Below are 14574 nucleotides of genomic sequence, written 5' to 3'. Positions count from 1 at the left end.
AAACGTCTTTCAAATTTATTGAAAGACGTTTTTATTTTTATTATTTAAAATCTACTAACTCCACATCGAAGATAAGCGCTGCTCCCGGAGGAATCACGCCGCCGGCTCCATTATCACCATATGCTAATTCAGATGGAATATAGAATCTGTATTTTGCACCTTTGCTCATCAGTTGTATACCTTCAGTCCATCCTTTGATCACTCCGGAAAGGTTTAATTCGATTGGTTTTCCGCCGTTTTTATCCGTAGAATCGAAAACGGTTCCGTCCATCAGCTTTCCTGTGTAAGTTACATTGGCTGTACTTGATGCAGTTGGTTTTGCTTTTCCGTCTCCTTCTTTCAAAACTTCGTACTGCAGGCCACTTGGCGTTGTTTTTACATTTTTGTTTAGTTTGTTTTTAGCAAGAAATTCTGCGCTTTTCTTTTTATTTTCTTCTGCTTTTATTTTTTCCTGAGCCTGTTTTTTTTCATTTTGCTTCTGCATGAAACCTTGCAGGAAAGTACCCATTTCTTCTTTTGGAAATAATCTTGGCTTATCAGAAAATTCATCTTTTATAGCTTGGGCCAAAAGATCTGCATCAGCAGGAAATCCTTGTTTCTTCATGTTTTGAGCAATGTCAAGCCCGATATAATAAGACGCTTTCTGTTCGTCGGTATAGGTTTTTTGAGCAAATACAACGTTTACTCCTGTCAAAAGAACTAAGGTAATTAATGTTTTTTTCATTGTTAATTTTAAAATATAATCTGTTTGTAAATTTAAGATTTTGTAATAGAATCCATCACGATCGTCACCGGGCCGTCATTAATTAAAGAAACTTTCATATCGGCTCCAAAAATGCCGCTCTCGGTTTTTAATCCTGATTTTGAAATTTGTTCTTTAAAATAATCAAAAAGTGGAATGGCTTTATCCGGTTTTGCAGCTTTAATGAAAGACGGGCGATTTCCTTTTTTATAGTCCGCAATCAAGGTAAACTGACTGATACACAGTATTTCTCCTGCGATATCAACAACGGATAAATTCAGTTTTCCTTCATCATCCCCGAAAATCCTTAAGTTTAAAATTTTCTGAACCAGCCAATCAGCATCAGCTGTTGAATCATTTTCATCAATTCCTACCAAAAGCATTAATCCTTTTCCGATTTCACCTACAATTTTTCCGTCAACTTTTACATGGGATTCGGAAACTCTTTGTATGACGACCTTCATTTTTAATAATAAATATTTAAGATTTTTCCCGCAGGATCATAGTTGTAAAGATAAGTTTTGGGAGGTACATTAGCAACTGCAGTAGGCTGTCCGGTAAGTAAAATCCATTCTGCATTGTCTTTCGGGCATACTACTTTTATATTATCTTTTACTTCCAGTGTTGTGTTGCTGTCCGGGCAGATGTGCGGTGCATTTCTGTCGTATATTTTGAAAGTGGTATCAGAAGCTCTTACGATGATAAGGCCTCTTGTTCCGGATTGCTGTTCATTGATGTAAACCCAGCCTCCAACCTGGTTCAAAGCATAATAGGCAGGGAGATTAAGGTTTAAGGTTACATTAATAGGATTATTGGGAAAACAACTTACAGTATCCTCACGGCTTCCACATGAATTAAGAGCTAAATTATTGAAAATCAATAATGTAATTATAGACAGAATTGAAAAAGTTTTTTTCATTTCAATTTAAATTTTTATATATTTGTAAAAATAAAACGATTACAACACGAAAACATTGTCCGGCAAATGTCGGATTATTTTTTTATACTAAAACTAAATTTTGAAAATTATGGCAAGCTATGTTACAAAGGAGGGATTAGAGAAAATGAAAGCTGAGCTGGAACAGTTAGAAACTGTGGAAAGACCAAAAATTACCCAGCAGATCGCTGAAGCCAGAGATAAAGGAGATTTGTCTGAAAATGCAGAGTACGATGCGGCTAAAGAGGCTCAAGGTATGCTTGAAATGAGAATTTCTAAGCTAAAAGATGTCATTGCTACTTCTAAAATCATAGACGAAAGTCAGTTAGATACTTCAAAAGTTTCCATCCTTACCACGGTAAGACTTAAAAATAATGCAACAAAACAGGAACAGGTATTTACATTGGTTCCTGATAATGAAAGTGATCTTAAAACCGGGAGAATTTCTGTAAACACGCCGATCGCAAAGGGCCTGCTTGGAAAAGCTGTTGGAGAAACTGCTGATATTACGTTGCCAAACGGAAACAAATTGTCTTTTGAAGTTTTGGAAATAACATTATAATTAACTCATAATTTTTAACTTCTAACTCATAACTTAAAGAAATGAGCACAATATTCACAAAAATCATCAACGGCGAAATACCTTCCTACAAAATTGCCGAAAATGAGCACTTTATCGCTTTTTTGGATGCAATGCCGCTTGTAAAAGGACATACACTGGTGGTTCCCAAAAAAGAAGTTGATCTTATTTTTGATCTGGAAAGTGAAGAATACAAGAATCTTTGGGGATTCGCTCAGGAAGTAGCCAAGAAAGTCAAACAGGCGATTCCCTGTGTGAGAGTAGGAGTGGCGGTTGTAGGATTGGAAGTTCCTCACGCACATATTCACTTGATTCCTTTAAATAAAGTAGAGGATATGAATTTTAAAAATGAAAGATTAAAATTAACAACCGAAGAGTACACTGAAATTCAGAACTCGATTATTAATTCTTAAAAATAACAGAAGCTCGTAAACTAACTTACGAGTTTCTTTAATCTATACCTTATATATTATATATAAAAATGAATTCAAACCAATGTTCTTTCTGCGGAAGAAAAAGAAATGAAGTGCAGATGCTGATTTCCGGCCAGAATGGTTTTATTTGCGAAAACTGTATCGAGCAGGCTCATGTCATTGTAAAAGATAGTGCTTCCAAAACGGGATATTCTCCTGCAGAAAATATAAACGAACTGAAGAAACCAAAAGAAATCAAAGAATTTCTTAATCAGTATGTAATAGGACAGGACCAGGCAAAAAAGCAATTGTCAATTGCGGTTTATAATCATTATAAAAGATTGCTTCACGCCCAGGATGAAAACAGGGAAGTTGAGCTGGAGAAATCAAACATCATCATGATCGGGGAGACCGGAACGGGTAAAACCTTATTGGCAAAAACCATCGCAAGAGAATTGAATGTGCCGTTCTGTATTGTTGACGCCACAATTCTTACTGAAGCAGGATATGTGGGGGAAGATGTTGAAAGTATTCTTTCAAGACTTTTAATGGTAGCCGACTATGATGTGGAAAAAGCCGAAAGAGGCATCGTATTTATTGATGAGATTGATAAAATTGCCAGAAAATCTGATAACCCGAGTATCACCAGAGATGTTTCGGGAGAAGGTGTTCAGCAGGGTTTATTAAAATTACTGGAAGGAAGTATTGTGAATGTTCCGCCTCAGGGAGGAAGAAAACATCCGGATCAAAAATATATTCAGGTGAATACTCAGAACATCCTGTTTATCGCTGGTGGTGCTTTTGATGGCATCAAAGAGATTATCGAAAGAAGAATGAACAAACAGGCCATAGGCTTTAGTTCAGAAAAAATCAATAAGACGGATGAAGATGAATATATATTAACGAATATTAATGCAATTGATCTTCGTTCTTTCGGATTAATTCCCGAACTTTTAGGCAGATTTCCAATCATCACTTACCTCGATAAACTCACGAAAGAGGTCATGGTAAGAATCATGAAAGAGCCGAAAAATTCAATTGTGAATCAATTTGTGGAGCTTTTCAAAATGGATGGCACGAATTTGGTTTTTACAGATGGTGCAATTGAAAAAATTGTAGAGGAGACCATTGAAAAAGGTTTAGGAGCAAGAGGATTGAGGGGAACAACCGAAAAAGTCCTTGAAGACTATATGTTTTCAATAGGTGAGGAAAAGGAAATAATATTAACGGAAGATAATATTTTTGTTAATAAATGAAAAAATATTTTGTTTTTTCTTGAAAAATAACATACCTTTGCAGTTGAGATATTGTATTAATATACAAGCGATTGTAATTTGATGCATGAAATTTGTATTAACACACAAATAATTTATACAATGAGAAAAAGTTTATTTGCTATTGGTTTATTAGCAGCGATAGGTTCTGTTCAGGCGCAGAATGTTCTATTACATATAGATGACGCAGCTAACACGTATGTGAGTGAAGGCGCTCTGGTTTATTCCGGAGGAGGCGTTCAGACGAGAGGTGACGGTACTATGGATATTCATGGTAACGTTATGGTAGTAGGAACTGCCGGAGATGCTTTTAAAACAATTACCACTGCTGGTGCAGACAAGACTTTTGGTGGTAGTATAATGTTGAGGCTAAACAATCCGGGATCTTATGCTACTTCTACTTATGGCCAGTTATATATTGACGGATTGAGTCAAGCTAATATTACAGGTATTGTAAGTAAAGAATTTAGAGCTGACAGACATGGTAACGGTAACTATTTCCAACAGATTGCGATGCCTTTCTCTGGTAAAGTACTTGGAAGTTTAGCTGCAGAATTTAGTAAGAATTTTAACATAAACAGATATGGTGATCCGATTTTGAAATTCGATCATTTTAATGCTGTTTCTAATCACTTTACAAATCTGGCAACTGGAGCAACGAGTGACCCAACAGGATATTATATGTTGAAATCAACAAATAATAATCTTAATACAAGTACTCCACCAGCTACTCAGCCAACTATTGCCCCAACACCTGTAGGTTCTGTTTATACCCTTAATGGAAAACCTTATGCTAATCTTGCAAGCCCTGTAACTTTACAGAATGCTGCAGCAAGCGTGAATTTCGGATCGGGAGGTAACGCTATAAACAGTTATGGCGAGAAGTACAATACTTATATTGATGATAATTTCGATTTTACAGTTTCTGGACCATGGGCAGGAACATTCGGTAAGAACTATTATCAATTCGGAAACCCATTCCTTACAAACTTAGATTTATCTAAAATTGGATTCATCGAGAATGGAGGAGTAACTGATGGTAACAATATAGTAAATATCTGGGGAGTAGAATACAATCCAGGTACTGTAGTTACGCTTGCGAATGGTGCAACGTATGCTACCGGAAATCAAGTACAGACATTTAATGCAAGTGGAATACCTGCTGGTGATATAGGTCTTGTTATTAAGCCTATGCAGTCTTTCAAAATTAAACTAAGAGATAATACAGCACAGACTTTAAATTTTAATACTCTTAGAAGATTTGCTAATACTGCGAGAGCTGCAGCAACAGACTATAGTGTTGTAGCTGCTAAAAATTCAGGTGCTGGTGCTAAAGGAACTACTAATACTTTAAAACAATTAGGAGTTATTGCTTTAGATGCAACAGGAAATGAAATAGGTCGTACTTATTATGTTGTTTCTCCTGCATCAGTTACAGGTCATCAAAGCTCCAATGCTACGACAATTCAATCAATGGCTATAGGAGGTATTGTATTAGGTACCTTTGAAGAGGCACTGACAGGTGGCTATGATCCTAATTATACTTCAGTATATTCATTATATATTAATGAAGCTAATGAAGATAATTTCAAAGGTAAAAACGTTAAACTAGTTAACTTCAACCCGGGAGTAAAATCTTATAAGTTTGAGGTTAGAGAGAATGCAGAATTAATCAACAACGGTGCTCATCAGTTATCTTCGGGAATCGGCTTTTATTATAAAGCTGCGAATGGAACTGTGCAGCAAGCCAAACAAGGAGATATTGTTCCTGTAAACGGAGCAGAGTATGACTTGTATTACGGTGAGCCAAGTAATGTTGTTTTAGCAGCAACAGATATTAAAGCAGCAGCACCTGTAAGAACACAAGTTGTTTATAACTCTGCGATTGAAAACTATATTGTAAGATTTGATCCAAACTGGAAAAAAGCAGATATTGAGGTTTATGATATGAGTGGTAAATTGGTTATCTCCAAAAAAGCGGTAGATGCTACTAGAGACTTTGTAATTGAATTAGATGGTAAAATCAAAAATTCTTACATCGTGAAAGTTGTTTCTGACAAAGGAGATATTGTTAACACTAAAATCTTAAAATAAATATATGAAAACTATAAATAAACTAGTCTCAGCTTTTTTTCTTTTAGCAATTACGTTGATTCATGCTCAAAGTACACCACCAAATCCAATTGGAGGAGGAGGGGGAGGTAATGGTACAGGAGCACCATCTTCGCCAATTGATATGTATGTGTATGGATTAGGTATCATCGCAGTAATGTTTATTGCTTTTTTTACAAAGAAATATTCAGGCAAAAAAATATAAAATTTTATTAAAATAATATTAAACTCTCTGATTAGTCAGAGAGTTTTTTTATTTTTACGATATGAAAAAGATTTACATAATATCGGCAATATTAGCCGCATTTTCATTACAGGCACAATTCACTGTTACTATTCAGGCTCCGGCAGATTTTAAGGATCAGGATGCAATTCTATATACTTTAAATGGTTCAAAAGATATTATCTTTTCAAAGGAACAGAGTAAAAATAATACCTGGACTTTTAAATATCCAACAAATTATATGGGGATGATGAAAGTCTATTTCCCAACTTCCAATAATACATTCAATTTTATTTCTGAAAATAAAAATGTAAATGTTAAGCTTGAAACCCAGACGAATAAAATTAAAAATATCATCTATCTGGACGAGACAAATGATATCATGAGTAAAATCCAGGAGGGCTCTCAAAAAAAGGAGCTTATATTGCCTGCATTATCTCAGATTAAAGAATATTATAAGGATGATACAGACTTTGGCAAAGCCTTAAAAACAGAAATAAACAGGCTTGCCGGTAATACGGGCGGAGTTGATCAGACGCAGCATCCGTTTATTTATTACTACAATACAAACTACAGTAAATTTCTTTCGACAGACGCAGCAAAAAAAGCAACTCAGGATGATATTATTAATTTTATTGATAAATCTAATGATATGCTTGAGACTTCGTCACTGTTGAGACCGATTTTAGTGGGTTATCTTAATTCGGGGGGAAACACAAATGTGACTGCTTCTGTGGATAAGCTTTTAGACAGACTAAAGGTAGAAACACCTCGTGGACAGACGGTTTTGTCTGAGTTGATTGATATTTTTGATGTATATGAAATGGCAGACTATAAGGAAAAATACCTTAATTTTGCTAAAAATCTGAAATGTACAATCACAGATAGATTGGCTTCTACACTGAAGTCTAATGCAAATGTAGAATTGGGAGCAGCATTTCCAAACTATAAATTCCAATCACCTGTAAATACAACCGCAAAATCACTTTATGACGTTAAAGCTGATAAAAAAGTGATTGTATTTTGGTCGTCTACATGCTCACACTGTGAAACTGAGCTTCCTCAATTATTATCAAAATATAATGATTTAAAAGCTAAAAATATTCAAATTGTTGGGTTATCATTAGATATTGATAAAGATTCTTATTCTAAAAAAATTACAGCATTTCCTTGGGTGAATGATTCGGAATTAAGGGGATGGAATAGTACTTATGTAGATACCTATAATGTTCATGCAACTCCTACGTATTTTATTTTAGATGCTAACAATAAGATAATCAATAAACCAGATCACGTGGGCGATGTTTTGGAGTATTTTAAGTTAAAATAATTTTGGAGGTAAGTAAATATTTTCTATATTTGCACCACCAAAACGGCGAGGTAGCTCAGTTGGTTAGAGCGCAGGATTCATAACCCTGAGGTCACGGGTTCAATTCCCGTCTTCGCTACAAACAAAGGGTTGTAAGAAATTTTCTTACAACCCTTTTACTTTATCTAAATTTTAAATATCTCAATTAAGAGTAAACTTTATTCCAGTTTAAATTTGTGAATTATTCTAATTAGCGATTTTATAACCATAAAGTGAACTTAATACAACCTGATAAACATTTCCACTACTTACCGAGGCCGCTCCCGACATACTTACTGTTTCTCCTGCATTCAGATAAGTGATGCACGAGACGTTGGTCCCAGCAAATGCACCCGGATTTGACAGAAAAGACTGAACCAGTACATTATTGGGAGTAGTAGCATAATTCTTAACAAGATACAATACGACAAAACCAAATGTCGGGGTCCCCGGAACAAGCCCATTATCGAATTGAGTAGATCCATAAAACATATAATATCCGTTTGTAGGAGCTGTGAATCTTCCATTTGTAGTATTCAAGGCATTTCCGGAATTGATGACGGTTCCCTGAGGATAATTAAATTCGGTTTGAATATATGAGGATCCCGGTGTAGCAGTGCCGGTTTGTCTTGTAGAAGTAGGTACTGTGGAAAAAACATAGTTTGAAGAAGCAGCTGGTAAACTATTGGAATTTGACAACAGGATAAGTTCCCAGGTTGTTCCCGTAAGAGTCCCTTTACTGATAAAGAAACCATAATATCCGGCAGGAATATCAACAAAAGATACCCCGGCTCCGCTTTGGTTGTCAATTAATTCAGTTCCGTTGGCTGCAATCCTGAGAACAGCTGAACCCGTATTTTTAAAATGATAAGTACGCCCCATAAAATTGCCCGATCCGCTGATGCCGGCAGGCAATGTTAAAGTCCCGTTTGTATTGGCACTGTACGCTAAATAATAATCGTCAGCTCCCACCAGACCGCCTATAGTTACGGATCTGTAATTTGCTGCAAAAGCTCCGTTTACAGTAAGCTTACTGCCCGGAGAATCTGTACCAATACCCACATACCCGGCCTGTGCCGATAAATAAGCAGAATGTAAACCTCCCGCCAATAAAGCTGTGAAAAGTATCTTTTTCATAATAAAAAATATTAATTTGTAATAAGTTGTAATGCTTTTGAAGAATGGTACTTTAAAAAAAAACATTAAATAGTTTTTATTTAAAGAATAGCCCAGCATTTTTCTATGTGCAACATACAGGAATAAAATATAGCTGTAAAATAAATACTGTAAAATCTTTTCTACAACGCTGTAGAATTATTTACTGCAAATTTTGAAATCAAATTAATATTATTATAAAAGAGTAGGCTCCTATTTCTTTGAAACAGGAGTTATAGATTAAGATTTTAAATTAAGAATTTTTTTATTTAGGACTAACTTTGATACCCCAATAATTTCCTCATTTGGTAGAAGAATCTTTCGATGAGCCTTAAATCCTGTGTAACAATTTCGGCGTTTCCTTTAAGTTCTTTATCAAAAGGAAGTTGTTTGTTATAGGTAGTTTTTAAACCTTTAGGAAGAACTACATCTACATAATAATTTCCTTTATCATCAGGAGTAAGAGAAATATTTTGAACCTTACCTTCCACAATACCGTATTCCTGATAACGGTAATTGTCCAGTTTGATTAAAACTTTTTCCCCTGGAGTAATCTTCCCGGAATTAACTGCTGGTACAGACATTCTTCCCACCAGACTTTCCTTATTTTTTGGAAGAATGGATAAAATAGCATCTCCGGCTTTTATAAACTGGTTTTCACCAAAAAACTGCTGGAAGCTTGCCACACCTTCCGTATTGGAAATGATAAGGTAATTCTGCTCCCAATCTTTTAGAGATTTTCTTAGCTGCTCAAACAGCTGCAAGGTCTGCGAAGAGTAAGTAATTTTGTCCTTTTCGGTGTTAATAGCGGTTCCGCTTTTTGTTTTATTGAGATTAGAGATTCCTTCTTCGATCTGAGAGAGGGAGATGGTAATATTTTCTAAATTCTGTTGAGCCTGGAGATATTTTATTTTTTCATTTTCCAGTTCTACCTGGGCAATTACACCCTGATTAAACAATTCCTGAGAACGCTGGAAATTTTTTTTTGTAAGCTCATATTTTGCCTGTTCGAGGCTTTTCTGTTGTTTAAGGGTTGCAATTCTCACCCGATATTCAGAAAGGCTTTGATTAGCGGCTAGATTTTCCGGGGCATAAGGCTGGAGCCTTGTAAATAAAGCTTCATCCTGAAAAGCTTTGGCAAAATTATTATAATCACTTTGCAGCTCACCGAGTTTAAAATGTGAAGTTTCGTGAAGAGGAAAAGACGCCAATTGATTTGGGGATACGGAATCTATGAGTTTTTTTAGTGCTAAAACATCCTTATAATTAGCAGTGGACTGCATAACCATCAAAACTTCATTTTTATGAACCTGTTGCTGATTTTTAATGAAAATTTTTTCGATTTTAGCATTGGTTCGCGCTTCCAGTTTTTCTGGTGGATTTTGAGAGGTCACCATAATAGGAGCGGGGATAAACTCTGGATATTTAATAATATAGCTCATGATCATAATAAGGACTAGAATGATCAAAATAATGGTGTTTCCCCAACGGATCATCCAGTGAGGAGGCTGTGTAAGGATATCCTGAACGCTTTCCGAGCGAAGCTCAATAGTATCTAAAATGTCTTTTTCTTTCATTATGTATCGTTATCTTTTCATAAACCAGTCAGGGCTTTTTTAAACCCCGACTGGCTGGATATTCACAATAATCATCAAAGATTATTGAGTTTGTTTCTTGAATCTTTACAACGGCAATGTATAATCACACTTCGGATTATTGCCGACCTCAACTCCCGGAATTGCGCCATCCGGGCAGTAGCGGTTGCATGCATTCCATTGTTTAACGGTGCCGATGTAGCAGAAGCAATTGCATGGAAATACAGGAATCGGGCCTGCACCATGAACTTCTTTTAAATTTTGTCTTTCGATTTTTCTTAAATTTTTCATAACTATAAGATTTTGAGTTGGTTATTTAAATTTAATAAAAATATTTATCAATTTCCCAGTTCCAGTTGATTTTTTACCAAGCGGTAATATTCACCTCTTAAAGAAACCAGTTCGGTGTGGCTTCCTTCTTCTACCACTTTTCCTTTGTCCAGTACTATGATTTTATCGGCATGCTTCACTGTTGAAAGCCTGTGAGCAATGACAATGGCTGTTTTTCCTTTAAAGAATTGTTCGAGATTTTCCATGATGACTTTTTCGTTATTGGCATCAAGGGCGGAAGTGGCTTCATCAAAGAAAATGTATTCCGGGGATTTGTAAACCGCTCTGGCAATAAAAAGCCGCTGCTTTTGTCCACCACTCACTCCCAGACCTTCATTCCCGATTTTGGTATTGTAGCTTAAAGGAAGTTCTTCAATAAAGTCTTTGATATTGGCGATTTCTACGGCTCTTCTTAATTTTTGCTTGTCGACATAATCTTCTCCCACAGCAATATTATTGGCAATGGAATCATTAAAAACATAGCCTTCCTGCATCACTACCCCGCAATGATCCCGCCAGAATCTTGGAGAAATATTTTTAAGTTTGGTATTTCCAAGTTTTATCTCTCCTTGTGTGGGCTCATAAAATTTCATTAATAATTTTAAAAGAGTAGTCTTTCCACTTCCGCTGGCTCCTACGATGGCGGTGGTTTTCTGATACGGAATCGTTAGATTTAAATTTTCAAAAACAAATTGATCTGAACCAATATACCTGAAGGAAAGGTTTTCTATTTCGATATCTTTTTGTGGAATATCGTGGGCATATTGTTCGTCTTTACTTTCCTCATCGTCTTTATCATGGATCTCACCGAGCCTTTCCAGGGAGATTTTAGCGTCCTGGGTTTGTTTAATAAAATCAATTAACTGAAGTAGTGGGCTGTTGAGCTGTCCGATGATATACTGTACAGAAAGCATCATACCCAGCGTTAAATTTCCACTTAAAACAAGCTTCGCAGAGAGAAAACTTACCAAAATATCCTTCATTTGGTTGATAAAATTCCCTCCAACGGATTGCCACTGTTCAAGAGACAGAGATTTTATTCTTATTTTAAATAATTTAACTTGTAAAAACTCCCAATCCCATCGTTTTTGTTTTTCGGCATTATGCATTTTGATTTCCTGCATTCCGTTGATCAGCTCTATTACTTTGCTCTGTTCCTGGGAAACCTGGGAAAATCTTTTGTAATCCAGCTCTTTTCTTTTGCCAAGGAAAAAACTGATCCACCCGATGTAGGCAACAGCCCCAACAAGGTAAACGATAAACAGCCTGTAATCATAGAATAATAGAACGATGCTGAAAATAATCAGGTTGACCAATGAAAACAGGGTATTCAGGGAAGAGCTGGTCAGAAGCTGCTCGATTCTGTGGTGGTCGTTGATTCTCTGCATGATATCTCCGGTCATCCTGGTATCAAAAAAGCTGATGGGAAGCTTCATTAATTTAATAAAGAAATCGGAAATAATGGAAATATTAATCCTTGCAGAAAGGTGAAGTAAAATCCAGCTACGGATCACCTCGATTCCCATTCTCCCAATGAAAAGCATGATCTGGGCCAAAAGAACAAGATAAATAAAATTAAGATCCTGATTCTGAATCCCGACATCGACAATACTTTGGGTAAGGAAAGGAAAGATAAGGGAGAGTAAACTTCCTGCTAAAAGCCCAACAGCAAGCTGGACAACAAGTGATTTATATTTTAACAGATATTTTGAAAGGAAGGAAAAACTGGCCTTACTTTCTTTATCATCAAATTCGGTTTGAAAGAAAGCAGGTGTTGTTTCTAAGATTAAAACAATGCCTTCTTCAGTTTTTTCGTTGGCATTTTCCCCGATCCAAAGCTTGATGAATTCATCCCGTGTATAGGTAATGAGCCCATAACTTGGATCTGAAATATAGACTTTATTATTTTTGTCGATTTTATAAACTACGACAAAGTGATTTTTGTTCCAGTGAACGATACATGGAAAAGGAACTTCCTCGGCTAGAGTCTCAAAATTGATCTGTACCCCCAGTGAACGATATCCTAAATCTTCAGCAGCATCACTGAGTCCCAAAAGGCTACTTCCCTCACGCGTGGTCTCGGAAAGGTTACGAATCTGCTGCAGGGAGATGCTCTTCCCGTAATGTTTACTTACAATACGGAGGCAGGTAGGACCACAGTCTTTGGAATCGGGCTGGCGGTAAAATGGAAAGGATTTCAAGTTTATCAATTTGTATTTTAAATAAATTGTCGTCATTGTGACGACAGTTCTTTCTGATTTTAAGTCTAAAAATAAGTATTTTTATTTAATTTAATTTTTATATTATTTCTTCATCTTCTGTCAACTCATCAATGAAGTAATAAATATCTTCGCGGTCATATTTTTCCGGAAACTGATACCCGTTGATTAAGATAATTGGAGTAAAATTCAGTCCGGCATCTCTGTTTTCTATGGACATATTAATCAGAGGTTCTAAGTTTTCATGAGTTGATGCGGCAGCGGTTTTTTGTCTTATTTTATCTTCATCTTTGGTTTCAAACCAATATTCAACGATATTAAGGAATTCCTTTTCCGTTTTGTTTTTGTAAATATACATGAAATCTGAAATGAGACCGGTGAATTTTTCGTTCTGTTTTTCCGAAGAATAATTGAATCTCATTTGTACAGAAATGTCATTGGGGTATTTCACCAATAAATTTTCCATAATCTTGTGAGCGTCTTTACAAAATCCACAATAAGGATTTGATATGATTGATATTTTTAACCTGGCTTCTTTACTGCCTACAGAAAAAGTTTCGTTATCTGTAAACGTGATTTTTTCTTTTTCTAAAAGTTCTCTTTTGAATAGCTCATAATTTCTTTTAAATCTTAAATTTTTAGCATTTGATTTTTGTAAATTTTCTTTTTCATTAAGTGTATTATTTAAATATAAAATCAATGAGAAAGAAACTACCCAAAGGATAAGACTCAACAAAGAAGTTGTTAAATCAAAATAGGTATTATCAAACAAAAAGATACTGATGATCAGCTGGGCAATCAAAACTGAAATAATCAAAAGGCAGACTCTGCAGAAAGCCTTTTCTACAAATCCCTGAATATAAAGTGAGTATCCAATTGCAATTACCGATGCAAGAGTAAAACCTTTAATGATGAAAGATGTTGCTGGTAAAAATAAACCAAGAACAGTAATACCAATGAAATATATTAATGAAAAATCAGAGAATTTCAATCCTAAAATACTCGTTTTGTCCTGATCGATGATTTTATTACAGGAGTTCACAGTTTGACTTGTTGCAGAATCCCCACCACAGATACTTCCGATAACCGTCGAAGTATTACCAAATTTCTGATTAAAAATTTCCAATGAAATATAAACCCCGATCATAGAAAGGATATTGAAGGCCCCCTCATACCAGGTCTGATTCAGAAGAGTGTAAATTGCTATAATAGCAAATATGGCATAAATAAAAGGTTTGTAACTGGTTACCGACTTGTTTTCAACATTTTCCTTTTCAAAAAGTAAGACAAAATCAGTTGCTTTTTTATGAAGTTCTTCTTTGTTTAAAGTTTTCGCTTTATCTGAATATATTGAGTAATTATTTCCTGTTTTTTTCACTAAAGAGAAAGTATTGTCTACAATGGCAATAAATTCTTCCGGCAATTCATCCCAATATTCTTTATCCAGTTCGTAGGCGTCATTCCTTACACCCATAAAGTTTAATGTATCGCTAAAAGCCAGCGCAGACGGGTAATTGGGATGTGAATTGAACTGAAAGAGAAACTCCTGTTTGTCGAGTTTAAGGTAATTGATGAGTTTGTCCAATAGCATATTAATATTTTTAACTAAAATACGCAGATGTTTGAAAAAAACAAATGGTTTTTCA

General features: G+C 35.5%; 14 protein-coding genes and 1 tRNA gene. 7 read left to right on the top strand and 8 right to left on the bottom strand.

Annotation, left to right across the window (positions count from 1 at the left end; all coding sequences use genetic code 11):
* Positions 1 to 40 precede the first annotated feature (40 nt).
* From ATE47_RS14255 to ATE47_RS14245, 3 genes are read right to left on the bottom strand one after another with little or no spacing between them, the layout of a single operon-like run.
* A complete protein-coding gene (locus tag ATE47_RS14255; RefSeq protein ID WP_062162581.1) occupies positions 41 to 724 on the bottom strand; it encodes an FKBP-type peptidyl-prolyl cis-trans isomerase in 684 nt (227 codons plus the stop codon).
* Between the two features lie 32 nt (positions 725 to 756).
* Entirely contained in the window at positions 757 to 1206 is a 450-nt protein-coding gene (gene dtd, locus ATE47_RS14250; RefSeq protein WP_062162580.1) for a D-aminoacyl-tRNA deacylase, read from the bottom strand.
* A 2-nt stretch (positions 1207 to 1208) separates the two neighbouring features.
* On the bottom strand, positions 1209 to 1661 hold the full coding sequence (locus ATE47_RS14245) for a hypothetical protein (protein ID WP_062162579.1): 453 nt from the start codon (positions 1659 to 1661) through the stop codon (positions 1209 to 1211).
* 109 nt (positions 1662 to 1770) lie between these two features.
* Between ATE47_RS14245 and greA the strand changes: the two genes are divergently transcribed.
* The 7 genes from greA (at position 1771) to ATE47_RS14210 (ending at position 7729) form a co-directional block, all read left to right on the top strand.
* Positions 1771 to 2241: a transcription elongation factor GreA gene (gene greA, locus ATE47_RS14240; protein ID WP_062162578.1), complete on the top strand. Its 471-nt coding sequence runs from the start codon at positions 1771 to 1773 to the stop codon at positions 2239 to 2241.
* A gap of 41 nt (positions 2242 to 2282) precedes the next feature.
* Positions 2283 to 2672, top strand: coding sequence for an HIT family protein (locus ATE47_RS14235; protein ID WP_062162577.1), 390 nt, complete (start codon positions 2283 to 2285; stop codon positions 2670 to 2672).
* Between the two features lie 68 nt (positions 2673 to 2740).
* Entirely contained in the window at positions 2741 to 3928 is a 1188-nt protein-coding gene (gene clpX, locus ATE47_RS14230) for an ATP-dependent Clp protease ATP-binding subunit ClpX (RefSeq protein WP_062162576.1), read from the top strand.
* 120 nt (positions 3929 to 4048) lie between these two features.
* Positions 4049 to 6040, top strand: a complete 1992-nt coding sequence (locus tag ATE47_RS14225; protein ID WP_062162575.1) for a T9SS type A sorting domain-containing protein — start codon at positions 4049 to 4051, stop codon at positions 6038 to 6040.
* A 4-nt stretch (positions 6041 to 6044) separates the two neighbouring features.
* Positions 6045 to 6263: a hypothetical protein gene (locus tag ATE47_RS14220; protein WP_062162574.1), complete on the top strand. Its 219-nt coding sequence runs from the start codon at positions 6045 to 6047 to the stop codon at positions 6261 to 6263.
* Between the two features lie 61 nt (positions 6264 to 6324).
* Positions 6325 to 7611, top strand: coding sequence for a TlpA family protein disulfide reductase (locus ATE47_RS14215; protein ID WP_062162573.1), 1287 nt, complete (start codon positions 6325 to 6327; stop codon positions 7609 to 7611).
* 44 nt (positions 7612 to 7655) lie between these two features.
* A tRNA-Met gene (locus ATE47_RS14210) sits at positions 7656 to 7729 on the top strand.
* Between the two features lie 107 nt (positions 7730 to 7836).
* On the opposite strand, the gene ATE47_RS14205 is transcribed toward ATE47_RS14210, so the two are convergent.
* The 5 genes from ATE47_RS14205 to ATE47_RS14185 all read right to left on the bottom strand — a co-directional run bounded on the left by ATE47_RS14205 (position 7837) and on the right by ATE47_RS14185 (position 14519).
* Entirely contained in the window at positions 7837 to 8766 is a 930-nt protein-coding gene (locus ATE47_RS14205; RefSeq protein WP_150114832.1) for a hypothetical protein, read from the bottom strand.
* Positions 8767 to 9059: 293 nt separating this feature from the next.
* On the bottom strand, positions 9060 to 10361 hold the full coding sequence (locus tag ATE47_RS14200; RefSeq protein WP_062162571.1) for an HlyD family secretion protein: 1302 nt from the start codon (positions 10359 to 10361) through the stop codon (positions 9060 to 9062).
* A gap of 105 nt (positions 10362 to 10466) precedes the next feature.
* A complete protein-coding gene (locus tag ATE47_RS14195; RefSeq protein ID WP_062162570.1) occupies positions 10467 to 10670 on the bottom strand; it encodes a bacteriocin-like protein in 204 nt (67 codons plus the stop codon).
* A 47-nt stretch (positions 10671 to 10717) separates the two neighbouring features.
* Positions 10718 to 12910, bottom strand: coding sequence for a peptidase domain-containing ABC transporter (locus ATE47_RS14190; protein WP_082632656.1), 2193 nt, complete (start codon positions 12908 to 12910; stop codon positions 10718 to 10720).
* 97 nt (positions 12911 to 13007) lie between these two features.
* Positions 13008 to 14519 (bottom strand): vitamin K epoxide reductase family protein, encoded by a 1512-nt coding sequence (locus ATE47_RS14185; protein WP_062162568.1) that lies wholly within the window; start codon positions 14517 to 14519, stop codon positions 13008 to 13010.
* Between the last annotated feature and the right edge of the window lie 55 nt (positions 14520 to 14574).

The sequence above is a fragment of the Chryseobacterium sp. IHB B 17019 genome, assembly GCF_001456155.1.
Lineage (GTDB): Bacteria > Bacteroidota > Bacteroidia > Flavobacteriales > Weeksellaceae > Chryseobacterium.
Note: the sequence above shows the minus strand (reverse complement) of the source record. Positions and strands in the feature narration are given on the sequence as shown.